This is a genomic window from Providencia rustigianii, from assembly GCF_900637755.1.
GTDB lineage: Bacteria > Pseudomonadota > Gammaproteobacteria > Enterobacterales > Enterobacteriaceae > Providencia > Providencia rustigianii.
The window spans coordinates 1,230,869-1,255,858 of record NZ_LR134396.1; the positions used below are offsets into that span (position 1 = coordinate 1,230,869).

Annotated in this window: 23 protein-coding genes and 1 other annotated feature; of the genes, 11 read left to right on the top strand and 12 right to left on the bottom strand. The window is 41.6% G+C overall.

Annotation, left to right across the window (positions count from 1 at the left end):
- Positions 1–127: 127 nt before the first annotated feature.
- On the bottom strand, positions 128–2,155 hold the full coding sequence (metG, locus tag EL244_RS05575; RefSeq protein ID WP_126459351.1) for a methionine--tRNA ligase: 2,028 nt from the start codon (positions 2,153–2,155) through the stop codon (positions 128–130).
- Between the two features lie 236 nt (positions 2,156–2,391).
- On the opposite strand from metG, the gene apbC reads away from it, so the two are divergent.
- The 6 genes from apbC (at position 2,392) to asmA (ending at position 8,699) form a co-directional block, all read left to right on the top strand.
- A complete protein-coding gene (gene apbC, locus EL244_RS05580) occupies positions 2,392–3,504 on the top strand; it encodes an iron-sulfur cluster carrier protein ApbC (protein WP_039854339.1) in 1,113 nt (370 codons plus the stop codon).
- A gap of 206 nt (positions 3,505–3,710) precedes the next feature.
- Positions 3,711–4,271, top strand: a complete 561-nt coding sequence (locus tag EL244_RS05585) for a LemA family protein (RefSeq protein WP_006812674.1) — start codon at positions 3,711–3,713, stop codon at positions 4,269–4,271.
- 44 nt (positions 4,272–4,315) lie between these two features.
- Entirely contained in the window at positions 4,316–5,272 is a 957-nt protein-coding gene (htpX, locus tag EL244_RS05590; RefSeq protein ID WP_126459353.1) for a zinc metalloprotease HtpX, read from the top strand.
- Positions 5,273–5,425: 153 nt separating this feature from the next.
- A complete protein-coding gene (udk, locus tag EL244_RS05595) occupies positions 5,426–6,070 on the top strand; it encodes a uridine kinase (protein ID WP_006812672.1) in 645 nt (214 codons plus the stop codon).
- A 67-nt stretch (positions 6,071–6,137) separates the two neighbouring features.
- Entirely contained in the window at positions 6,138–6,719 is a 582-nt protein-coding gene (dcd, locus tag EL244_RS05600) for a dCTP deaminase (protein ID WP_006812671.1), read from the top strand.
- Between the two features lie 117 nt (positions 6,720–6,836).
- A complete protein-coding gene (gene asmA / locus EL244_RS05605; protein WP_126459356.1) occupies positions 6,837–8,699 on the top strand; it encodes an outer membrane assembly protein AsmA in 1,863 nt (620 codons plus the stop codon).
- A 102-nt stretch (positions 8,700–8,801) separates the two neighbouring features.
- On the opposite strand, the gene EL244_RS05610 is transcribed toward asmA, so the two are convergent.
- A complete protein-coding gene (locus EL244_RS05610) occupies positions 8,802–9,341 on the bottom strand; it encodes a hypothetical protein (RefSeq protein WP_126459359.1) in 540 nt (179 codons plus the stop codon).
- Between the two features lie 179 nt (positions 9,342–9,520).
- Positions 9,521–11,104 (bottom strand): TerC family protein, encoded by a 1,584-nt coding sequence (locus EL244_RS05615; protein ID WP_126459362.1) that lies wholly within the window; start codon positions 11,102–11,104, stop codon positions 9,521–9,523.
- A 242-nt stretch (positions 11,105–11,346) separates the two neighbouring features.
- Here EL244_RS05615 and gndA point away from each other — a divergent pair, with 242 nt between their 5' ends.
- The 5 genes from gndA (at position 11,347) to EL244_RS05640 (ending at position 16,926) form a co-directional block, all read left to right on the top strand.
- A complete protein-coding gene (gndA, locus tag EL244_RS05620) occupies positions 11,347–12,753 on the top strand; it encodes an NADP-dependent phosphogluconate dehydrogenase (RefSeq protein WP_126459365.1) in 1,407 nt (468 codons plus the stop codon).
- Between the two features lie 183 nt (positions 12,754–12,936).
- Positions 12,937–14,316, top strand: coding sequence for a DKNYY domain-containing protein (locus EL244_RS05625; protein WP_126459368.1), 1,380 nt, complete (start codon positions 12,937–12,939; stop codon positions 14,314–14,316).
- Between the two features lie 88 nt (positions 14,317–14,404).
- Complete coding sequence (locus tag EL244_RS05630; protein ID WP_126459371.1) at positions 14,405–15,598, top strand: multidrug effflux MFS transporter; 1,194 nt, start codon at positions 14,405–14,407, stop codon at positions 15,596–15,598.
- Between the two features lie 125 nt (positions 15,599–15,723).
- A complete protein-coding gene (locus EL244_RS05635; protein WP_126459374.1) occupies positions 15,724–16,359 on the top strand; it encodes a CatB-related O-acetyltransferase in 636 nt (211 codons plus the stop codon).
- Positions 16,360–16,530: 171 nt separating this feature from the next.
- Positions 16,531–16,926, top strand: coding sequence for a hypothetical protein (locus EL244_RS05640; RefSeq protein ID WP_126459377.1), 396 nt, complete (start codon positions 16,531–16,533; stop codon positions 16,924–16,926).
- Positions 16,927–16,977: 51 nt separating this feature from the next.
- Here the strand turns inward: EL244_RS05640 and EL244_RS05645 are convergent, their stop codons facing one another.
- From EL244_RS05645 to hisG, 9 genes are all read right to left on the bottom strand, one after another.
- Complete coding sequence (locus tag EL244_RS05645) at positions 16,978–17,475, bottom strand: YbaK/prolyl-tRNA synthetase associated domain-containing protein (protein WP_126459380.1); 498 nt, start codon at positions 17,473–17,475, stop codon at positions 16,978–16,980.
- Between the two features lie 116 nt (positions 17,476–17,591).
- Positions 17,592–18,203, bottom strand: coding sequence for a bifunctional phosphoribosyl-AMP cyclohydrolase/phosphoribosyl-ATP diphosphatase HisIE (gene hisIE / locus EL244_RS05650; protein ID WP_126459383.1), 612 nt, complete (start codon positions 18,201–18,203; stop codon positions 17,592–17,594).
- Positions 18,197–18,973 carry an imidazole glycerol phosphate synthase subunit HisF gene (hisF, locus tag EL244_RS05655; protein WP_126459386.1) on the bottom strand — a complete coding sequence of 259 codons (777 nt, stop codon included), beginning with the start codon at positions 18,971–18,973 and terminating at the stop codon, positions 18,197–18,199. The genes hisIE and hisF overlap by 7 nt, the downstream gene beginning before the upstream one ends.
- Positions 18,955–19,692 (bottom strand): 1-(5-phosphoribosyl)-5-[(5-phosphoribosylamino)methylideneamino]imidazole-4-carboxamide isomerase, encoded by a 738-nt coding sequence (gene hisA, locus EL244_RS05660; RefSeq protein WP_126459390.1) that lies wholly within the window; start codon positions 19,690–19,692, stop codon positions 18,955–18,957. The genes hisF and hisA overlap by 19 nt, the downstream gene beginning before the upstream one ends.
- A 4-nt stretch (positions 19,693–19,696) precedes the next feature.
- The gene (gene hisH, locus EL244_RS05665) at positions 19,697–20,290 is read right to left on the bottom strand and encodes an imidazole glycerol phosphate synthase subunit HisH (RefSeq protein ID WP_006812657.1); all 594 of its coding nucleotides are present in this window, start codon (positions 20,288–20,290) and stop codon (positions 19,697–19,699) included.
- Positions 20,290–21,357, bottom strand: a complete 1,068-nt coding sequence (hisB, locus tag EL244_RS05670; RefSeq protein ID WP_126459393.1) for a bifunctional histidinol-phosphatase/imidazoleglycerol-phosphate dehydratase HisB — start codon at positions 21,355–21,357, stop codon at positions 20,290–20,292. Before hisB ends, hisH begins: the two co-directional genes overlap by 1 nt.
- Before the next feature lie 13 nt (positions 21,358–21,370).
- Positions 21,371–22,441 carry a histidinol-phosphate transaminase gene (gene hisC, locus EL244_RS05675; protein ID WP_126459396.1) on the bottom strand — a complete coding sequence of 357 codons (1,071 nt, stop codon included), beginning with the start codon at positions 22,439–22,441 and terminating at the stop codon, positions 21,371–21,373.
- A gap of 3 nt (positions 22,442–22,444) precedes the next feature.
- On the bottom strand, positions 22,445–23,761 hold the full coding sequence (gene hisD, locus EL244_RS05680) for a histidinol dehydrogenase (protein WP_126459399.1): 1,317 nt from the start codon (positions 23,759–23,761) through the stop codon (positions 22,445–22,447).
- A gap of 6 nt (positions 23,762–23,767) precedes the next feature.
- Positions 23,768–24,667: an ATP phosphoribosyltransferase gene (gene hisG / locus EL244_RS05685; RefSeq protein WP_006812653.1), complete on the bottom strand. Its 900-nt coding sequence runs from the start codon at positions 24,665–24,667 to the stop codon at positions 23,768–23,770.
- 40 nt (positions 24,668–24,707) lie between these two features.
- Positions 24,708–24,835 (bottom strand) — a sequence feature (His leader region).
- Between the last annotated feature and the right edge of the window lie 155 nt (positions 24,836–24,990).

The window sequence follows — 24,990 nt, forward strand, 5'->3', positions numbered from 1 at the left end:
CATACAATTAACTTGCAAAATGTGCCATAGATCACAAATAAAAAGTCATAAAAAAACGGAGCGCACAAGAGTGGCTCCGTTATTTGCTTACAGTATTTAATGCCGTATTAGCAACAATAAGAATGACTTACTTAACTTGCATTCCTGGTTGTGCGCCATTATCAGGGCTCAGTAAGTAAATATCTTTACCGCCGGGACCCGCTGCCATCACCATACCTTCAGAGATACCAAAGCGCATTTTACGTGGAGCAAGGTTAGCAACCATAACGGTTAAGCGGCCTTCCAGCACTTTAGGGTCTGGATATGCAGAGCGAATGCCAGAGAAGACTTGGCGATTTTCACCACCAATATCTAACTGTAATTTTAGTAACTTATCTGAACCTTCAACAAACTCAGCTTGCTTAATTAAGGCAATACGCAGGTCAATTTTTGCGAAATCATCAAAATTAATTGTCTCTTGAATTGGATCATCTGCCAGAGGTCCTGTTAGCTGTTTTACCGGCTGGATAGTCTGTTTAGAGGCTTCCACCATTGCTTCAACTTTAGCCATCTCAATGCGGTTGAATAATGCCTTGAATGGAGCAACATCATGATTAAGTAACGGTTTGTTGATTGCATCCCACTCTAATTTCACATTTAAGAAATCTTCAGCGCGCTGAGTTAAGCTTGGAAGAACAGGTTTTAGGTAAGTCATTAATACACGGAACAGGTTGATACCCATTGAACAGATATCTTGCAATTCTTGATCTTTGCCTTCTTGTTTCGCGATAACCCAAGGGGCTTTTTCATCAACGTAGCGGTTTGCAATATCAGCCAGTGCCATGATTTCACGAACTGCTTTACCATATTCACGGTTAGTATAAGCGTCGCCAATCACTTGTGCGGCATCAACAAACTGTTGGTATAGCTTAGGTTCAGCCAGATTTGCAGATAATTTTCCGCTAAACCGCTTAGCAATAAAGCCCGCATTACGTGAGGCGAGGTTGACCACTTTATTGACGATATCACTATTCACGCGTTGAACAAAATCTTCTAAATTCAAATCGATATCATCGATTCGTGAAGAAAGTTTAGCGGCATAGTAATAACGTAGACAATCAGCATCAAGGTTATCTAAATAAGAACGCGCGGTAATAAATGTTCCGCGAGATTTAGACATTTTGGCACCGTTGACTGTCACATAGCCGTGAACAAATAGATTAGTTGGCTTACGGTAGTTACTGCCTTCTAACATTGCTGGCCAGAACAGGCTGTGGAAATAAACGATATCTTTACCGATGAAGTGATACAAATCGGTTTTAGAATCTTTATTCCAGAATTCATCAAAGTTTAGGTCTCCACGCTTGTCACAGAGGTTTTTAAATGACCCCATATAACCAATTGGAGCATCCAACCAGACATAGAAATATTTACCAGGAGCATCTGGGATTTCGAAACCAAAATAAGGAGAATCTCGAGTGATATCCCACTGATGTAAACCAGATTCAAACCACTCTTGCATTTTGTTCGCAACTTGCTCTTGCAGTGCACCTGAGCGAGTCCAGGCTTGGAGCATGTCGCTAAATGCAGGAAGGTCAAAGAAAAAGTGTTCAGTTTCACGCATAACCGGTGTGGCGCCAGAGACAACAGAACGAGGATTAATCAGTTCTGTTGGGCTATACGTTGCGCTACAAACTTCACAGTTATCGCCGTATTGGTCTTCCGCTTTACATTTTGGACAAGTTCCTTTGACGAAACGGTCTGGCAAGAACATGCCTTTTTCCGGATCGTAAAGCTGAGAAATGGTTTTACTCTTGATAAAACCATTATTCTTTAACTTGCCATAAATCATTTCAGATAACTGTTTGTTTTCTTCACTATGGGTTGAGTGATAGTTATCGTAGCTAATTTGGAAGCCAGCAAAATCGTTCTGATGCTCTTGGTTCATTGCCGCGATCATCTCTTCTGGAGAAATGCCTAGCTGCTGAGCTTTCAGCATGATCGGGGTTCCGTGCGCATCGTCAGCACAGATAAAATGAACTTCTTTGCCGCGCATTCGCTGATAACGGACCCAAATATCAGCCTGAATGTGCTCCAGAATATGACCGAGATGGATTGAACCGTTAGCATATGGTAACGCACAGGTTACCAGTAATTTATTCGCGACTTGAGACATAGTAACTTTCTTACTTCCATTATTAATAAAGGGTCTTTGATGTTAACCGATCAATAAAGATGTCGCTAGGGCAATAAAATATTAATCGGCGTTTAGCAGGAAAAAATTGAGGGTGGAAACAAATTTTTACTGTTTATGGTTTTTCATTCGCTAGGCGGTCACTATTTTTTTCGTTCTCTGCTATCATGCATCGTAGTCAAAAATCTGTAGTTAAAAAAGAAAATAAAGGAGCCGGGATGAACGATAAATCCCCCGAGCAGAACAAACCAGAACTGCTGACTGAACAAGTCTCCACTGTTTTGGCTTCATTTACACACCCAACACTCCAGCGCAATTTGATATCAATCAAAGCATTGCATCATTGTGCATTGTTGGACAATGTGTTGCATGTCGAATTAGTTATGCCATTTGTCTGGAAAGGACCATTTCAAACGCTGATCAGCGAAAAAACTGCTGAATTAAAGCAATTGACGGGTGCTCACGCCATTGAATGGAAACTTCGCCACGATATCACGACGCTTAAACGTGCCAATGATTTGCCTGGCATCAATGGCGTTCGTAATATTCTTGCTGTGAGCTCAGGTAAAGGTGGGGTGGGTAAATCCAGTACTTCCGTTAACTTGGCTTTAGCATTAGCGCAAGAGGGTGCCAAAGTTGGGATTTTGGATGCGGACATTTATGGTCCATCCATCCCAAACATGTTAGGAACTACGCTAGAACGACCAACATCCCCTGATGGTCAACACATGGCTCCTATCATGGCCTATGGTTTAGCGACCAACTCAATTGGTTATTTAGTCACCGATGACAACGCGATGGTATGGCGTGGCCCAATGGCAAGTAAAGCCTTAATGCAGATGCTGCAAGATACATTGTGGCCAGATCTGGATTATTTGGTCATCGATATGCCACCGGGAACAGGTGACATCCAATTGACTCTATCACAAAATATTCCTGTGACTGGGGCAGTGGTTGTAACCACACCGCAAGACATCGCATTAGTGGATGCGATGAAAGGTATTGTGATGTTTAAGAAAGTCAACGTGCCTGTACTGGGTGTTGTTGAAAATATGAGCGCACATATTTGTAGTAACTGTGGCCATATTGAGCCTATCTTTGGTACCGGTGGTGCAGAGAAATTGGCTGAAAAATACAATACAAAACTGTTAGGTCAGGTACCGTTACATATATCACTACGTGAAGACCTTGACCGTGGTCAACCGACTGTGATGCGTGACCCTGAAGGCGAATTTGCGGATATTTACCGTGAAATTGCCTCAAATATTTCAGCATTAATGTACTGGGAAGGGGATAAGATCCCAACAGAGATTTCTTTCCGCGCGGTATAATTAATCTGGACTGATAAAGGGCTATTTAGTTGTTAATGACTAAGTAGCCTTTTTTGTTGCAAAAAATCTTATTTTTCGATTGTTCTGATTTATCTCGAAACAGTTTCTTTATCATTAGATGCTGCGTAGAATGTCGGGTAATAAGTGTATTTAATCCTAATAAATGACTGTATTTATTCCGATGGCAAACCGCCTAAAAGGTGATTATGAAATTTTTAATTTTTATTGTCGTGCTGGTACTGATCGTTATCTATTTTTATAACCGTATCGTGGCACTACGTGAAGCAGTAATCTCCAGTGAAACTGAAATTTCAGTTCAATTGGATCGTCGCGGAAAAGTATTTGATAGCTTACTGGCAACGGTCAAAAAATATTTAAGTCATGAGTCGGAAGTTTTTAGCAAAATTACAGAATTAAGAGCGCAATCGCAAAATGCATCGGGTAACCAAGCTCGTGAAGCGGAAGATGCACTATCTAAAATGGTTAGCAGCGGGGCAATTAATGTCGCCGTTGAGGCTTATCCAGAGCTAAAATCTGATGCCATTATGGCAAATTTACAGGAAGAAATTGTTTCTTCAGAAAACAAGCTGTCTTTCGCTAAACGTGGCTATAATCGCTCTCTAGAAACTTATAATGCCTATATTGCATCGATGCCAGCAGCTCTGATTGTCGGCATTATTCCAAGTTTGAAAATTTCTAAAGAATATTGGCGTTTAGATGAAGCTGAAATTAAAGCTGAAGAATCTCGCCGAATTAATTTCGACTAAATTTATGTCGACTAAGTTAGTGTCGCTACTGGCAGGTTTTTATCATGGATTTTAGAAACGTCATTCGCAAAAATAACTTTCGTACTCGGTTAGTTGTGATGAGTTATATTTTTTTGATGCTGGTTATCGGATTACTTGCTGATACTGCAACTCATCCTGATGAGAGAATTGATTTTACCTCTAATCTGATTAGCTTTATGACGTTTCAACAGTTACCTGTAGCGACATTGATTATTTTAGGACTGACATTTCTTGGGTTGCTATATATTCATTTCTTCGGGCATAAATTGATGCTTGCGGGAATGAATGCCCGAGAAATTACTCAAGAAGGCGCATCAACTCCAGAAGAACGACAATTATTCAATATTCTCGAAGAGTTAAGTCTAAGTGCCACATTAGGCTATATTCCGCGTCTATATATTCTCGAAAGTGATGAACCTAATGCTTTTGCTGCCGGTTGGAGTTCTCGAAATGCCTTAGTTGGTGTGACTCGAGGATTGTTGCAAACCTTAAACCGCCAAGAAGTACAAGCGGTGCTGGCTCACGAAGTCGGACATATTATTCACGGGGATTCAAAGTTGACGCTGTATGTTGGGATCCTAGCCAACGTTATTCTGACCGTGACTAATTTATTTGCCCAAATCTTTATTCGCTCAGCGGGGCGTAGCCGCAATAATTCTGCTAATAAAGCACAAACAATTTTATTATTACTGAATATTTTATTACCGATTATTACCCAAGTTCTTTATTTCTATTTATCTCGAACCCGTGAATATATGGCAGATGCTGCGGCAGTGGATTTGACGTCAGATAACCAAGCGATGATCAGTGCATTGACGAAAATTTCAGGTAATCATCAGCAGCATGATTATGATGATCAAAGCACTGGTCAGGCGTACCGTAAGGCGGCCTATATTTTCAATAAAGGTGATTCGGTATTTTCAACGCACCCATCTATAGAAAATCGTATTGCAGCTTTAGAAGGGCGTAAACAGTTTTAATTATGCTGTAATACAAAACTGAAGATGTTTTTTTATCAGAGTTTGATGACTGAGGCTGGTACCGCGTGTCATTACCCCCTATAATTCCCGCCAACCATAACATTTTGCTGTTATGCATTTCATATCAAAATTTTTCAACCAGGTTACCATTTTATGACTGACACATCGCATCACTGTACCATTGTAGGTATATCGGGAGCCTCTGCATCTGGCAAAAGCCTAATTGCGAGTACCTTATATCGGGAATTAAGAGAAAAGGTCGGTGATCATAATATCGGTGTTATTCCAGAAGACTGCTACTATAAAGATCAAACAAATATTCCAATGGAAGAAAGACTTAAGGTTAATTATGACCATCCGAACTCCATGGATCACAGCTTACTCTATGAACACCTTAAGGCACTAAAAAGTGGCCAATCCGTAGAGATTCCTCAGTACGACTATGTTGCTCATACCCGTAAAGAACAAACTATTAGTTTTAAACCAAAAAAAGTCATTATTATTGAAGGTATTCTATTATTAACGGATAAGCGTTTACGTGAAGAGATGGATTTCTCTATTTTTGTGGATACGCCATTGGATATCTGCTTAATGCGTCGTATTAAACGTGATGTTAATGAAAGGGGCAGAACCTTAGATTCAGTGATTGACCAGTACAATAAAACGGTACGTCCAATGTTTTTACAATTTATTGAGCCGTCAAAGCAATATGCCGATATTATCGTCCCTCGTGGTGGTAAAAATCGTGTGGCGATTGATATTTTGAAAGCTAAAATTGGTGAATTCTGTCAAGAGTAATTGTGCCACACATAACCAACGATAATACTGTTATGGATACATAAAATAATGAAGGGGGAAAGTGATCATGCGTCTTTGTGACCGCGATATAATTCAGTGGATGGATGAAGGTCGATTAGTTATTAACCCGCGCCCACCAATTGAACGAATCAATGGTGCGACTGCCGATGTGCGGCTTGGAAATCAATTCCGTGTTTTTCAAGGCCATACAGCGGCATTTATTGACCTTAGTGGACCCAAAGATGAGGTTACTGCGGCTTTAAATCGAGTCATGAGCGATGAAATTATCCTTAAAGACGATGAGCCTTTCTTCCTCCATCCAGGGGAGCTAGCCTTAGCAGTGACCCTTGAGTCTGTAACACTTCCTGATAACCTTGTTGGTTGGCTGGATGGCCGTTCATCTTTGGCTAGACTTGGTTTAATGGTTCACGTGACCGCCCACCGTATTGATCCGGGTTGGTGTGGCCAGATTGTATTAGAATTTTACAATTCAGGTAAATTGCCTTTAGCCCTGCGTCCGGGTATGGTGATTGGAGCACTGAGCTTTGAACCACTGTCAGGCAGCGCCGATCGTCCTTATAATAGTCGACAGGATGCCAAATATAAAAACCAACAAGGTGCAGTTGGTAGCCGTATCAGCGAAGATTAATTGTTACGGTAAAGCGACAAGCGCTCCCCTTCTTAATGGAGTTGAAGGGGAAAACTTGCGTAAGCTTCAGGGACAGGTAGCTCAGGGTGTGACAAACAGAGTGAAAGAGAGGGAAGAATGAAACGTTTTTTGACGACACTGATTATTTTACTTGTTGTATTAGTGGCAGGACTTGCAGCTTTAGTGATGTTGGTTAACCCGAATGATTTTAGGGGCTACATAGTCGAACAAGTTGAGAAAAAAAGTGGTTATCAATTTGCCTTCAACGGTGATTTGCGTTGGCATGTATGGCCGACATTAAGCATTATTACCGGTCCAATCTCTGTTACTGCGCCTAATGCTACTCAACCAGTACTAAGTGCAGAAAATATGCGTTTAGACGTTGAATTATGGCCGCTTATCTCTCATCGATTGTCTGTAGAACAGGTAGTTATTGACGGTGCCGTCATCAGAAAAACGCCAGAAAGTGAAGCTGTCATCCAGCGTAAAGTGCCTATTGCCCCTGGCGGTAGTCAAGTTCCTGCAGAGCCATCAGATAAAAATCAATGGCTATTGGATATCAGTAAAATCGATATCACTAACAGTTTAGTTATCTGGCAAACTGCGAAAGATGAATACAATCTACGTAATATTAATTTGTCGTTGAAGAAAAATAATGACAAGCAAGTTTCGGTAAAATTCAGCGGTAATCTCAATAAAAATCAACAAGAACTGAATTTTGATCTTAATTCTGATGTGGATTTATCTAAATTATCTCAGCAAGTTAGTGGTCAGGTTACTCAGTTTGACTATCAGCTAAAAGGGGTTGACCTACCTGAAAATGGGATTACAGGAAAAGTCACAACAGATTTTCTATATACAAAGGCTGATACCAGCACGGTAAATCTCAATAATTTAATTATCCAAGCGAATGACAGTGAGTTGAAGGGGAATATCCATGTTGGTTTAACTGATATTCCTGATATCGTAGTCAATTTATCGTCGACTTCACTAAATCTCGATAGCCTATTAGGGCAAGCCCCAGCATCTGGAAATAGCACAACACTTAATAATGCATCGGAAGATGTGGTCAATAATAATGAGCGTATTGGTGTTAAACCGGTTATTTCTGGTTCTAATATGGATAAATACGATCTCACTGGGCTGAAATCGTTTACTGCAAATATTAATGTGGCAGTGGATAGTTTAATTTATCGTGGAATGACCGTCACGATGGTGCATTTTAATGCACAAAACCAATATCCTCGTTTAACTGTTTCTCAGTTAGAGGGACAAGCCTTTGGTGGGCAATTCTCTCTTCCTGTTACGGTTAATTACAGCGGAATTCCTGCGCAAGTTTCTGCAAAGCCGAACTTTAAAAATATTGATTTAACTCCATTATTGAAAGCTTTCCATATGCCTGAAAAGCTCAGTGGAATTATCTCGCTAAATGCTGAGTTATCTGGTTCTGGCTATGATGATTACGCAGTAAAAAATCAATGGCAGGGGCCTCTTAACTTCGAGTTGCGTGATGCCAAACTAGCAGATTTAAATATTCCTCAATTGATCCAACAGTCAATTTCTCGGGTGACCAATAAAATTAATGCACCAACCAATATGAATAACTTCACTGAAGTTGATTTATTTACGGTGTCTGGATATTTAAATAAAGGCAATATGAATATTGCCTCGCTACGCGCTACGTCTCCATTGTTAGGAATTACGGGGCAAGGGCGAGTGAATATTCCAAAAGAAACGATTGATGTGAATTTGGGAGTTAACATTCTAGGTGGTTGGGCTGGGGATTCTCGCCTAATCAAACAACTCAGTGGCGTAATTATACCACTGCGTATTTATGGCGGCTGGAATAATCTTCAATATCAACTAGATGTAGAGAAATTACTACGAAATGAAATTCGAACCCAAGCGAAAGAAGCAATAGGTAATTTTTTGAAAAAAGAAGAAGTTAAAGGGTTTGATGATTTACTCAATGCCTTGTAAGAATATTGCATAACCCGCTCAGAAGAGATTTTAATCGTTGAACAAATCAAATCTGAGCGTTTTTTATAAAGTAAACAATTATACTTGCAATAGTATATTGCATTAATAGTCAAATTTAGATGCGTCTTTTTTACCGTTAAGAAAATCCATGTGTCTACGGTCATGTCTTATTTTTATCTTTTCTTGTCCTCTTCGTTCACTTTGCACAATACTATCCACTTTAATAAGTTTATCTTGGATTTCTGAAAGGTCACCATTTAGTTTTGTCAGAGCTTCTTGCTTTGATTGATGATGATTATATGAAGAGTTATCCAATTTTTTTTGATACTCGTTGATTGAATTTTTCAATACAGATAAGTATTTATTTAAGTCCGAAGTATCGTGTTTCCATGCAGGTGTTTTGGGGTTCAACATATCGTTGATAGCAGAATGAATATTTTTTAATCCAGTTGAAATATTGTTTCTTAGTTTTGCAATGTCTTTAAGGTGAACAGTTTTTTTATCCGTTGTAACTTGTGGATGTTGCTGCGAATCATTCTTCACACTCTTTGCTGTACGAGTAAATTCTGTCGTTTTGCCTTGTTGATCTGTTACGCTCATACGGCGAATCTGAACTTGCGGTGAGGTATTTATAGCTTTCATCAGTAGAGCCTCAGTAAAAGTAAAATTATCAAATGAATTGAATTATTCAATGCGTAAATAATTTTTTCTTTTAAAAAACGCTACTGATTTGAAATAAAAAAATCTGCTCAGATTTAAAGCAAAAAAATACCAGCTCAATATAGGATAAAGGCTGGTATTTAATCTTATATTAATCGCGATTAGTCATCGACATAATCATAACCATCACCTTCAGGTGCTGGTGGAGTGATTAAGACTTTATTGATACGGTGGCTTATTACCTCAAGAGGCTGGAAAGTACAACCGTTAATCAGAACTTGCTCACCAACTTCAGGGACACGCTGTAAATGTTCCATCAATAGACCCGCGATAGTTTCATATTCACGTTTATCATCTAAAGGCATTGGAACATACATAATCAAATCTTCCAGCGGCATAAAGCCATTGGCAATCCAAGTGCCATCTTCTAGCTTTTGAATATCATGTCGTGAGTCATTTTCTTCATCACCCACGGGCAAGTTGCCTGCGATAGTTTCCATTACGTCAGTTAGCGTCACAATACCTTCAATTGAGCCAAACTCATCAACGACAAAGGCAAAGTGAGTATGAGCCTGACGGAACTGTTCTAATGCTTTTAACAATGACAAACCTTCAGGGAAGATCAGCGGTTGAGTGACTAAAGCACGTAAATCTAACGGGGCGCCACTGAGTTGCTGTTTCACTAAATCAAGGACATGGACAACACCGATAGGTTCATCGCTAATGGTTTCATCGACCATCACAAAACGAGAGTGAGGGTTCTTCTGCATCATTTGGAGTAAGTCGCTAGATGATTTATTAATATCTAAATAATCCACGTCATGACGGGAAGTCATAATACTTTCCACGTTACGCTGCGCCATACCTAATACACGGGCAATCATTAATCGTTCTTGAGGGTCAAAAACAGACTGATTGTCCGAGATTAAATCAGAAGTTCGATGGTCTAATTCACCGTGTTCTGTTTTGCCATTTAAAATACGTAATACCGCTTCAGCTGTACGCTCACGTAATGGGCGGGTACCGGTTAGGAATTTACGTCTGTTAAATTGAGCAAATTGGTTGAGTACCTCTATCATGATAGAGAAACCAATCGCGGCATACAGGTAACCTTTCGGAATGGCGTAACCAAAACCTTCTGCAACCAAGCTGAAACCAATCATCAATAAGAAGCTTAAACATAGGATGACGATGGTTGGATGCGCGTTAACAAAGCTGGTCAGTGGTTTACTTGCCCAGATCATTAACATCATGGCGATAGTGACCGCAGCAATCATCACTCCGATATGGTCAACCATACCGACTGCGGTGATAACGGAGTCAAGAGAAAATACCGCATCAAGTACGATGATTTGCGCTACAACCGCCCAGAAATTAGAGGTTTTGCGTTGATTATTTGTATGCTCGTCTTTACCTTCTAACCGTTCGTTTAGCTCCATCGTTGCTTTAAACAAGAGGAATATTCCCCCGAGCAACATGATAAGATCGCGGGCACTAAACGGGTGCTCAAAGAGGGTTAGGATAGGCTTGGTCAGCGTGATTAACCACGATAGACTGAATAGTAAAATAACACGCATAACAAGGGCACACATTAACCCTGTGATACGAGCTTTATCACGCAGCTTAGGTGGAAGTTTATCTGCCAGAATGGCGATAAAAACAAGGTTATCAATACCAAGAACGATTTCTAGAACGATAAGGGTAGCGAGACCAGCCCAAATCGAAGGATCTGCGATCCATTCCATACAGTTTGTTTTACCTTCTGATATGACGGCTTATACCGACCGATGAATAATGAGGTTTATTGGCATAAATATCAATAAAAAATCACCTAACTTAAGTAATAATTGGCAAAAAATGATTCTATTGCGTTATCGATTGCATCAATAACTACCATGGAGAACCATCCTGAGTTAACATGTGATCCCGTTAACAGAATGTCAGCACAATCGATGCTGACTTGGTCCTAATCAGACAGGAGTTTTTCATGTCAAAGCAGCAGATTGGTGTTGTCGGAATGGCTGTCATGGGTCGTAATTTAGCCCTGAACATTGAAAGTCGCGGTTATTCAGTCTCTATCTATAACCGTTCAAAAGATAAAACAGACGAAGTCATTGCCGAAAATCCAGGGAAAAAATTAGTTCCCAACTATACGATTGAAGAGTTTGTCGACTCTCTGGAGAAACCACGCCGTATCCTGTTGATGGTTAAAGCGGGCGAAGCAACAGATAAAACTATTGCTGCATTAACACCACATTTAGACAAAGGCGATATCTTAATCGATGGTGGTAACACCCTGTATAAAGATACTATCCGCCGCAATCGTGAACTGTCAGAGCAAGGCTTTAACTTCATCGGGACAGGTGTTTCTGGTGGTGAAGAAGGCGCATTGAAAGGTCCTTCAATCATGCCTGGCGGTCAAAAAGAAGCTTACGAATTAGTTGCTCCAATCTTAAAAGAAATTGCAGCTAAAGCAGAAGGTGAACCTTGCGTGACTTACATCGGTCCAGATGGCGCAGGTCACTATGTGAAAATGGTTCACAACGGTATCGAATATGGCGATATGCAGCTAATCGCCGAAGCGTACTCTCTATTAAAAGGTTCTTTGAACTTAAATAATGAAGAGCTGGCTGAAATCTTTGGTGAGTGGAACCAAGGGGAGTTGAGCAGCTACTTGATCGAAATCACAGCCGATATCTTTAAGAAGAAAGACGAAGAAGGCACTTATCTGGTTGATGTAATTTTAGATGAAGCCGCTAACAAAGGTACGGGGAAATGGACTAGCCAAAGTGCGCTAGACTTAGGTATTCCATTGACGCTGATCACTGAGTCTGTTTTTGCTCGTTATCTTTCTTTCTTAAAAGACCAACGTGTTGCTGCATCCAAAGTATTAACGGGTCCTGCACCGAAATCAGTTGAAGGCGATAAAAAAGTCTTTATTGAGAAAGTTCGCCGTGCACTTTACTTAGGTAAAATCGTCTCTTATGCACAAGGCTTCCAGCAATTAAAAGCGGCTTCAGATGAGTATAATTGGGATCTGAACTACGGTGAAATTGCAAAAATCTTCCGTGCGGGTTGTATCATTCGTGCGCAATTCCTGCAAAAAATCACTGATGCATACAATGACAATGCAAAAATTGCCAACTTACTGCTAGCACCATACTTCAAGCAAATTGCTGATGAATATCAACAAGCTCTGCGTGATGTGGTGTGCTACGGCGTGCAAAATGGTATCCCAACACCAACGTTCTCTGCGGCTATCTCATATTACGATAGCTACCGTTCAGCGGTACTGCCAGCGAATCTGATCCAAGCTCAGCGCGATTATTTCGGTGCTCATACCTATAAACGTACTGATAAAGACGGTGTTTTCCACACGGAGTGGATGGAATAAGTTATAGCCCCTCGGGGTTGATTCCATAACGTTAAAAAAAGGTGCCTCATTGGGCACCTTTTTTGTTTTTCTTTTATTATTTAGCCACTTTCAGATTGGTCGCGTTTCTATTTTCCCCGCTTTCACATTAAATATCGCCATATAACTCAATGCCCAATAACGACAAGACTCCGTAGAAAAATAATGAAAATCAAAACAATAAGCTTAATGGTGATTGGCTTTATCTTTTTAGTCTTGATTCTATTTATCTCGGGAATGCTGTTATCTATGAATAACGGCGAATCTTCCTATGAGATTGATCAGAATGGCGAAAAAGTAGGGCACAGCATCTATACCATTTATCACAGTAAGGTTTATGCCAGTGTTCCCAGCAACGGTAAATATGTAATTGATGAAGCGGACCCGGTTAGTTTTCAGTTACTCTCTGAAGAGTCTTACTATGAACGGCAGTTTGGTATCGATAAGAATCACGCTTATTGTGGCAACTTGATTATTTCTAGCTTTAATCCTAAAACGGCGAAATCGATAGGAAACAGTTATTTTACGGATGGAAATCAAACGGTGTATTGCGCAATGGGGTCGGTGATAAATGACGACCTTTCAACGCTTGATGAACTGGCTCAAACATGGCTACATGGTTGGGGTTTAGGAAAAAAGCCCCAAACCTATATTTATCCTATGATACCGTTACCTGTTTCTCCGACGCCTTATCGGCCATTACTCAAATTATATCTCGTGACTGATGGTCAGAGAGTATTTTATAAAGGCGAGTATATGCCGAATGCTGATCCACAACAGTTACAGGATATTGGGTCATTACAATACGATGATTCAGTACGGGGTAGTCATCAATTCTATCGTGATAATCTGAATGTGTATTTTCAACAATATCCATTGCCAATCAAAAGTCATTCTGGCCTATACACGTTAACATTAGATGGTTTACACCAAGAGGGATATTTAATCGATCCTGAGTCCGGGATAGTGTCGATGAATGATCTTGTTTTTCCTGAGATAAATGCGCCGTATCATTTAATCAGTCGGCATGGTAGCCATGTAAATCAAGCCTTATTTTTATCAAAAAATGGCGTATTTTTTTATCATCGAGAAAAAGAAATTATTGTTCGTGCGGGTGATAATCCGTTTGTCTCTGGGGAGTTGAAAGAAATAGCCCCCTCTGTGTTTACTCACCATAATCAAACCTATTATTTGCAAGACTCGGAGCTATGGGGAACCAATAGAAGCCCAGGGTTGATTTCCCGTAGCACGAAAATTTATCGACTTAATGAAAGTAATGCATCGCCTTGGGAAAAGGTTGGTAGCCTAGATAATCATTATTTCGGTGAGGTTTGGCGAAAGGGAAATGAGTATTACTATTTTGATAATCTAGGCTCGACTCAAGGTATTCGGCGTACTATTTATCGAATTGTTGACCAAAACATGGCGATACGCTTAGTGAATGAACGGTTTCTACCTCGAGATCTGCGTAAATTAATTGATGATGAGCAACTTGTGCCAGTACAAGGTACTGAGCTTGTTCAAGCGATCACTAAGTATCGATAAGATTCGATTTATAGGCAGACATTCTGATATTATCGTTAGCTATTTTAAAAATTGAATAAATAATATTCATCTGCTTAGAATCGGTCATATGCATAAATTTCTCACGCTCCTGCTTTTATTAGTTTTATTAGGCCCTTTGGGAATAGATTTATATTTACCTACTATTCCTAAAATTGCTGAAGACTTAAAGAGTAGTGAATCTGTCATTCAATCTACTATTGGGTTATTTATCCTCATACTTGGGATTGGGCAACTTATATCAGGACCGTTGGTTGACCGATATGGGCGAAAACCAGTCGCAATTATTGGTTTAGTTGTCTATTTAATCGGCGCAATCGTCGCTGCATTTTCAACGACCGCTGGAATGTTTATTGCCTCGCGATTACTGCAAGGCGCTGCGGTATGTTGTACATCAGTCGTGGCATTTAGCTGTGTTCGTGACCGAATGAATGGTACTGACGCAGCTCGTGCTTTTGGCTTTTTAAATGGCACATTGAATATCATTCCTGCACTTGCACCTTTATTGGGTGGGCTATTAGCCGAGGCATGGGGATGGCGAGCCCCATTTTGGTTCCTCGCACTTTATGCGGTGGTTATCTTTATTTTAATTATTATGTTCTTGCCCGAAACTCGACCTGCAAGTTTGCAGCAAATTAAAAAACTTCAGTTTAAAAATTATTTCCGCATTTTGACGAGTGAACATTTCTTTATTTTTTCGTTGGTCAATGCGGGGGCCATGGGAATGGCGCTCACCTATGTCTCTCTCGCCCCTAGCGTATTAATGGGGGATGCACAGCTCAGCCCATTAGAATTTTCGATTGTATTTGGTGTTAATGGTTTTTGGATCATGCTAGCAAGCTACTTTGCCAATTACTGTATTCGTAAAATGGGACGTCCGGCTTGCCTCTCTATCGGTAGTGTGATGATGGCATTAGGTTGTGCGGGATTATTGTTAGGCTTGACCTTGCTATCTCCGCAAACACAAACCCATTGGTTGGTGTATATGCTCCCAGTTGCTTGCGCTTGTACAGGATTAGCGTTCATGATGGGAACTGCAACCAGTTATGCCTTAGAGCCTTTTGGCAATGAAGCCGGAGCCGCTTCAGCGCTGGTGGGCTTCGTTCAAATGGCGGGAGGTGCTGCGCTTGGTTTATGTGCGATTGCATTGCCGATGGCACCGAAACTGTCACTGGCTTTAGTGATGCTAGCAGGATGTATTTTTGGCATTATCGCCAGAAAAACCAGCATCAAACAAGCCACTATTATTGAAAAGGTTGCATAGTAATGATGATAAGTAACCCTAGATTAAAACAGCCGAGGATCGGCTAAAGGTGATGTAAATGAACGCGATTACATCACCATAGACAGCGTTCTATGGTAACGAAACAGATTACAAGGTGACTTACCATGAAAAAGAAACATTGGTCTAAATATCAATTACTGCATGAAGTTGTGCAAAACCCGAATATTCATATTAATGGCTATCACAGCTATTACAGTGACTGCTGGGATAATGGGTTTGAGCAATCCGTTGTTCGCTATTTGCAAGGTGACGAGCAGAGCCGAGATTGGCAATTAGCCTGGAATGTAGACCAACTCTATATTGGCGATTATGTGTGTATTGGCAGTGAAGCCGTTATTTTGATGGGTGGAAATCATACCCATCGAATGGACTGGTTTTGTGTATATCCTTTTATTGAGCATATTGAAGACGCGTATGTCGGTAAAGGGGATACCGTGATTGCTGATGGAGTATGGATTGGGATGCGTGCATTTATTATGCCGGGCATTAATCTTGGTGAAGGTGCGGTCATTGCGGCGAATAGCATGGTCACCAAAGATGTGCCACCTTACACGATTGTTGGTGGCAACCCAGCAAAACCGATCGGCACTCGATTTTCGCCAGATATTATTGAACAGCTTCTTGCATTGAAAATTTATGATTGGAGTGAAACGAAGTTTTCAGCACTGAAAGCATTTATTTGCCAAACGGATTTTCTCGCATTGAAAAATGCCAGTGAAGAATATGATAAAGAAAACTAATTCTTCATGAATTACTGACTATGTGGGCTATCAATCGATAGCCCTTTTTTCGGAATAATCCTCATGAATGCAATGGTTATAAGGGTGTATTTATAGTCGTAAAAAGAGTAAATTGGTATTGAGTAAAAATAGCCGTTACCATCAATGCAGTATCAATTCGAGTAGGCCACTATGAGAAAATTGATAAGCAGATCTCTGAGTACCTTGGTTTTTATCGGTTATTTACTATCATCCAATCTCTATGCATCATCTGAAGTCTCCATTGCTAGCCCTGCACCAGTCAGTATTTTTAATGTTGAAGTTAAATATAATGATGAGCTTGATGAGTTTGAGCTAACTGGCGTTGTCACCAATATTTCGAATGTTGTTCTATATCAAATCTATATTGGCTTTGACTTACTTAAAGATGATATGTGGGTTGGTGAAATTAACTACAAAATTCAAAAATCTATCAAGCCTAATCAGAAGGTTTTTTTTATCCGAACACTTCCTCCAATGGAAATTACCCCAAATGGATTTAGCATTAACGAAACATTAGCAACTTATTACTTAGACTATCAACATTGATAATTGGTAGGGATGCCAATAGTTAGACTGTTGGCATCCAGCCAGACAAACTCACTCGACTTCAGTACGAATAAATTCCACTAGAGTAGGATTTGCAATTCTTTGATAATCATGGGTATTAAGAATAATTGATCGTTCAAGGCTGCCCGCATTGAAGGCTAATTCTTCAAATCGAGTAAAGAGATAAGGGTCTGCAATCAGTGTTAATGAAGGATGAAAACTGAAAGGAGGAATTGCACCAAAGACACAGTGGGTTAGCTCATCGACCTCTTTAGGGCTGGCGAGTGAGGCTCGCGTTCCACCCATAGCCTTTGCTATCTTGCTTAAATCTGCTTGCTGATCTGCTGGAAGAATCGCTAATACATGCTGGCGAAGACCGTTTCCTTTCACATGGCAAACGAGTCCTTTAGCCCCTTGCCCTAACTGAGTTCCCCGTATTTTGGCAACTTCTTCAGATTTACCCGCCGTTGGGTGCTCAATCACGCGATACTTTGCATGATGATTATCAAGTAACTGAGTTAATTGCGTAAAAATTCCATTATCAGACACAACATTCACCTTTTAAATCCACATCGAATGAGGGGAATGATAGCAAGTTCAAGAGGAGAAACAATGGCAGTTTGTGAAGAAAAAAGGTGCCTATAGGATTAGGCACCGGATAAAAATTATTGATGACGTTCTTTCAAGCGTTTTATTATTGCACTTAAATCTAAGTCTTGATCTTGCAATAAGACCATTAAGTGATACATCAAATCGGCCGCTTCATTGGTTAACTCTTCACGATCATTGACTGTAGCGGCAAGTGCGGTTTCAACACCTTCTTCACCTACTTTCTGCGCGATACGCTTAGTGCCGCTAGCGTACAGACGTGCAGTATAGGAGCTTTCAGGCGAGGCATTTTTGCGATCTTTCAATAGGGTTTCTAACTCATAGAGAAAGCCCCAATCGCTCTGAGCTGGTGCAAAGCAGCTAGTGGTGCCGTTATGGCAAGTTGGACCATCAGGTAGAGCCATGGCAAGTAGTGTGTCATTATCGCAGTCGGCAACAATATCCACTAAATTAAGGAAGTTGTTAGAGGTTTCCCCCTTGGTCCATAGACGCTGTTTAGTTCTGGAGAAAAACGTGACTTTACGGCTATCTAGCGTTACTTGTAGCGCTTGTTGATTCATATAACCCAGCATCAACACTTCGCCAGAAATTGCGTGTTGGACAACCACAGGCATTAAATTATCGACTTTCTGCCATGCAAGCTGGTTACATTGTTCTGTAGTTAACATACTCTAATTTGAACTCCATTTTCTGCTAGGTATTGCTTTAAGTCACCGATGTTGATGATTTGCTTATGGAACACCGAAGCGGCTAAAGCGCCATCGACTCCTGCCTCACTAAAAGCATCGAGGAAGTGAACTTTTTCGCCTGCACCGCCAGAGGCGATGAGTGGAACTTGGCAAACCTCACGAACTTTTTTCAGTTGTACCAGATCGTAACCTTGACGTACACCATCTTGGTTCATCATATTCAACACGATTTCACCTGCACCGCGTTGCTGGGCTTCTTTCACCCAATCAAGGGTTTTCCAGCGAGTTTGTGTGGTGCGTTTTTCATCCCCAGTGAACTGGTAAACCAGATACTCATTGGTTTCCGCATCAAACCAAGTATCAATTCCCACGACAATACATTGTACCCCAAAGCGATCTGCAAGGCGGCTAATTAGAGTTGGATCAGAAAGTGCAGGGGAGTTAATAGAAATTTTATCAGCGCCGAAAGAGAGAATTTGCGCTGCATCATCAACACTTTTAATCCCACCCGCCACGCAAAAAGGAATATCGATCACTTCTGCAACTTTAGCGACCCAACTTTTATCGACGACACGACCATCAGAGGATGCGGTAATATCGTAGAAAACCAGTTCATCCGCACCTTCTTGAGCATAGCGCTGTGCTAATGGAACGATATCACCGATAATTTCGTGGTTACGAAATTGGACACCTTTGACGACTTGCCCGTCACGTACATCCAAACAAGGAATTATGCGTTTTGCCAACATTTGATTGCCTCCGCAACGGTAAATTTACCTTCCAATAAGGCGCGCCCAACGATCACGCCAGCAGCACCTGAAGCTGGAATAGCGGCGATATCATCTAAATTACCAATTCCGCCAGAAGCTTGAATTTCAATATCAGGAAATTTTTGACTTATTTCACGGTATAAACTGACATTTGAACCTGACAACGTGCCATCTTTCGAGATATCGGTACAAAGGACATGTTTTAGTCCATAAGGACGATATATTTCAATGGCTTGCTCAAGGGTTAAATTCGAATTTTCTTGCCAACCACTGATCGCAATTTCTTTCACACCGTCAGCATTAATGCGTACATCTAATGCTAAAACAATGGCTTCTCCGCCATAACGTTGGAACCATGTTTTTACCAGCTCTGGTTTGGTGACGGCAGTTGAGCCAATCACCACGCGGGTTGCACCTGCGTCTAATAACGCTTTTACATCTTCTTCAGTACGAATACCACCGCCAACCTGTACCGGAACTGAAACCCCTGCAAGTAGCTTTTTCAGTAGTGGGATTTGGCGCTTTTGTGGATCTTTAGCTCCCGTTAAGTCGACTAAATGCAGGAGCTTAGCCCCTTGTTTTTCATAATCTTGTAAGCGCGGTAACGGGTCATTACCGTAATCTGTCTGTTTGGCGTAATCCCCTTGATGTAGCCGAACAACGGTACCATCGATTAAGTCTAAAGCTGGAATGATCATGGTTTTACATCTCCAAAAAGTTTTGGATCAAGCGAGCACCCGCGGCACCCGAACGTTCTGGGTGGAATTGCACGCCATAGAAATTATCTTTATTCACGGCACTGCTAAACCAATTGCCATATTGTGTTTGCGCGATGGTGTTGGCGGAAATAGGCATTGAATAGCTGTGTACGAAATAAAAATAGGCATCGTCGCTGATCCCTTTAAATAAGGAATTGCCCGCGAGTGCTTTCACTTGATTCCATCCACTGTGGGGAACGGGTAACCCATTAGCATCCATTTTACGCACTGGGCTATCGATTAATCCTAACAGTGGCACTTCGGTTTGACCTTCTTCACTTAAGCTACCGAGTAATTGCATTCCCAAACAAATGCCCAACACAGGCTGAGTTAATGCTTTAATCAATGGAATTAATTCGCGCTCTTCGAGTTTTTCCATCGCGGCGCTAGCCGTACCGACTCCGGGTAAAAAGACTTTATCAGCTTGTAGAATGGTGTTGGTATCACGGCTGATAATGGGGTCGTAGCCTAACCTTTTGACGGCATAAGCAACAGACGCTAAGTTTGCACAGCCAGTATCCAGAATAACCACGGTCATCACAGCACCCCTTTGGAGCTTGGTAAAGTATCCCCTTCAACGCGGATAGCTTGGCGTAGGGTACGACCGAACACTTTAAACAGGCTTTCTGCTTTGTGGTGATCGTTTTTCCCTTTGGTTTTCAGGTGCAGAGTGCAGCCCATCGCATAGGATAACGAACTGAAAAAGTGTTCAATCATCTCTGTGCTTAAATCACCAACGCGTTGATACTTGAACTCAGCTTTATATTCGAGGTGTGGGCGACCGGAAATATCCAGTGCACAACGTGCTTGGCATTCATCCATGGGTAAAACAAAACCGAAACGGGCAATGCCACGCTTATCCCCAAGAGCGACGCGTAATGCTTCACCTAGCGCTAAGCCGGTATCTTCCACGGAATGGTGGTCATCAATAAACAGGTCACCATTAACTTCAACGTTTAGGCGGAAACCGCCATGAGTCGCAATTTGGTCAAGCATGTGGTCAAAGAAACCCACACCAGTACTGATTTTGCTGCCACCTTCTTGGTCTAACCACACTTCAACTTGAATATTGGTTTCTTTGGTCGTGCGTTGAACGAGAGCATGACGATTACGTTTTGTTAGCTGGCTGGTGATGGCATCCCAATCGAGTTCATTAGCGTTGTAACGTAATCCCTTGATCCCCATATTTTGAGCCAGCTGAATATCCGTTTCGCGATCGCCAATCACATAGCTATTTTCAGTATCGAGTACGCCTTCGTTAAGGTAGCTTTCTACTAATTTCGTTTTTGGCTTACGACAGTCGCAATTATCTGCTGGCATATGCGGGCAAATGAGTATTTCATCAAAGCGGATACCTTGAGATTCAAACACCTGCATCATCAGATTATGAGGTGGCTCAAAATCCTCTGTTGGGAAACTGGCTGTGCCTAGACCGTCTTGATTGGTGATCATCACTAAGCGGTAGTTGGCTTTTTGTAATGCCAATAGGCTTGGGATCACATTATTTTCAAACGCTAACTTGCTTAAGCTATCTACTTGAAAATCAGTAGGTGGCTCAGAAATTAAGGTTCCATCACGGTCGATAAAAAGAATTTTCTGGCTCATAACTATTCCCTAATCAGCAAAGTGCTTTAATAGCTTCAATGACACGGACATTTTCAATTTCTGTCCCAATGGAGATCCGCAGGCAGTCAACCAACCCCGGCTGTTTGCTTTGGTCTCTTAAAATAATGCCTTGATCCCAAAGTGCTTTGAAAACACGGGCGCCATCTTTAAAACGCACCAAAATGTAGTTGGTTTCGCTGGGATAAACCGTTTCAACGACGGATAACTCACGCAGTGCTTCAGAAAGTGCGATGCGATTTTTTCTAATCCCTTCGACACGTTTTTTCATGGTGGTGACACCATCATTATTCAGTGCTTGCGCTGCGATAACCGCAACAGGTGTTGAGAGTGGGTAAGGCGCGATCACTTTCAGTAAAACTTCGATCACTTCAGGGGACGCTAAGGTAAATCCACAGCGTAATCCTGCCAGTGCGAAAGCTTTGGACAGTGTTCTTAAAATCACTAAGTTAGGATATTTTTCTAGCCAACTCGCGACGCTAAATTCAGGGCAAAATTCAATATAAGCTTCATCCACCACCACTAATGCACGTCCTGCCGCCATATCTAAAACTTCTAGCAGTGCTTTATTGTCGATGATATTGCCGGTCGGATTATTTGGGCTACAAATATAAATCAGTTTCGTGTTGGACAGATTTTCACGGATCGATGGGATATTGAGTGACCAATCTGGTAGTGATAGGATTTTTTTCTGTTCAACACCAAAGGTTTCTGCGCTAACACTGTACATGCCATAAGTTGGTGGACAAAACATCACGGCATCTTTTCCCGGTTCACAGAATGCGCGGATTAACAATTCGATGGATTCATCGGCTCCGCGACAAACAAGAACTTGCTCCGGAGAAATCCCTGCATAAGCGGCATAATTTTGAATCACTTCAGCAGGCTGTGCTTCAGGGTAGCGGTTCAAATTACGTTCGTTAAATTGGTAATCCGGTGCGGTCGGGTATTCATTGGCGTTAAGCCATACATCCCCGTTGCCCCCAAGGCGGCGCGCCGACATATAGGGGGTCATAATTTTTACATTTTCGCGTGCTAGGCTGGCGGCATTAAACGTCTGGCTCATGATTCACTCCTGATTTTGTTTTTTTAGTTCGGAGACTCGTAGGGTAACGGCGTTTTTGTGGGCGGTGAGTTGCTCAGCTTGTGCCAGCGTTTCAATGGTTTTAGCCAATCCTAATAGTCCCTGAGCAGAGAGTTTTTGCACGGTCATTCTCTTCATAAAGTCAGCTAAGCCTAGGCTCGAATAGGTGGCGGTATAGCCATAAGTCGGTAATACGTGATTGGTTCCTGATGCATAATCTCCCGCAGATTCTGGTGACCAATCACCGACAAACACAGATCCTGCATTGGTAATTAATTCTACGAGATCATCTGCATTGCGAGTTTGTAGGATTAAGTGTTCAGGTCCGTAGCTGTTACTGATTTCCACACATTGGTCAATGGAATCGGCAATAATCACTCGGCTGGCACTCAGGGCTTCACGTGCTATTGACGCACGAGACAGCGTCGCTAACTGTTTTTCAGTTTCTACGATAACTCGCTGAGCAAAATCTTCATCATCAGTCAGTAAAATAACTTGTGAATCTGGACCGTGTTCAGCTTGAGATAATAAATCAGAAGCAGTAAATGCAGGATTTGCTTGGCGGTCTGCAATCACTAAAACTTCAGAAGGTCCCGCTGGCATATCAATTGCTGCACCGTCGTAGCTTTGGCTCACTTGGCGTTTAGCTTCTGTTACATAGGCATTTCCCGGACCAAAAATTTTGTCAACACTAGGAATACTTTCTGTACCAAATGCCATTGCTGCAATGGCTTGTGCTCCGCCGACTTGGAAAATATCGGTGATACCACACAGCTTAGCGGCATATAAGATTTCATCTGCAATCGGTGGGGGGGAGCAGAGAATAATTTTACGGCAACCTGCAATATTGGCGGGAGTACCCAGCATCATCACGGTAGAAAGTAAGGGGGCTGAGCCACCGGGAATGTACAAGCCAACAGAATCGATTGGGCGAGTGACTTGCTGGCATACGACCCCTGCTTGAGTCTCTACAGTAATGGGTTCAGGTTTTTGCGCTTCGTGAAAACGACGGATATTTGCAATGGCCGTTTTCATCGCTGTTTTGATGTCATCACCAAGGCGAGCTTGGGCTTCTTCAACAGCATTCGGTGAAATACGAACAGACGAAATCTCTGTTTTGTCAAAACGTTGACTGAGTACTTTGAGGGCAATGTCACCCTCTTGGCGAACGTGATCAATGATTTGACTAACAGCAGCGCTAATATTGCCTGATGCGGCGATAGCAGGGCGCATCAGCAGGGTATTTTGCTGTTCTTCGCTGCAAGTTGACCAGCGAATTGGTTGATTGAATCCCAGTTCCATGGCGACTTACTCCATCATTTTTTCAATAGGTAATACGAGAATTGAGCTAGCACCCAGTGATTTTAGTTTTTCCATGGTTTCCCAGAATAGGGTTTCGGAGCTTACCATGTGCATTGCAACTCGGTTCTTATCACCCGCTAATGGCAGGATGGTTGGACGTTCAGCTCCCGGAAGCAGAGATATGATCTCTTCCAGTCTTTCTCCCGGTGCATGCAACATAATGTATTTTGATTCACGTGCTTGGATTACGCCTTGAATACGGGTCATCATGCGGTCAATAAGTTGCTGTTTATCGGATGACATTTCTCCATCACGCTGAATTAAGCAAGCTTTTGAACGGTAAATGACTTCCACTTCTTTCAATCCGTTAGCTTCGAGGGTGGCACCTGTGGAGACTAAATCACAAATCGCATCGGCTAAACCAGCGCGTGGCGCAACTTCGACGGAGCCATTGAGTAAGCAAGATTTAAATTTCACGCCTTTTTCATCAAAGTAGCGCTTCAGTAGGTACGGATAAGATGTTGCGACGCGAGAGCCATTTAGGCATTCAGCACCAGTGTAGTTAAAATCTAATGGTGCCGCTAACGATAAGCGGCAGCCACCAAAGTCGAGACGGCGTAAAGTTTTAAATTGTGGATTCTCGCCACGAGCTTGGCGGCTAAGTAACTCTTCTTCTAATACGTTTTCACCAATAATTCCGAGATCTACAACACCATCAATAACCAGTCCGGGGATATCGTCATCGCGAACGCGAAGTAAATCAATAGGCATATTTTCTGCATAAGCAATCAATCGCTGTTGTTGTAAGTTGATTTTTATACCACAGCGAGCCAGTAGTTCTCTTGATTCATCGCTCAAGCGTCCAGATTTCTGTATTGCGATACGTAAACGTGATTTGTCCAACATAATATTACCCCACACCCTAAAAATATCTTTTTGATTAATAATAAAAAAACCCTCGGAAGATTATCTTCCGAGGGTTCTCTTTATTTGCATTTCAGCCACCGGAAGAGTCGTTGATCGTCTTCCAGCACACATCGCCCAAAAGACTAATCAGGATGATGGTGATGATGATGGTTGCGTGAAATACGAGTCATAATAGCTTCCGTTTAGTTATTTAGATAATTGCTTAAACATTCAATACTTATCAACCTATCCGATTTCATACTATGAATGCAACCCTTTTTTTAAAAATAACTAATAATAATTAGTTCGCGGTTTTTTATAGT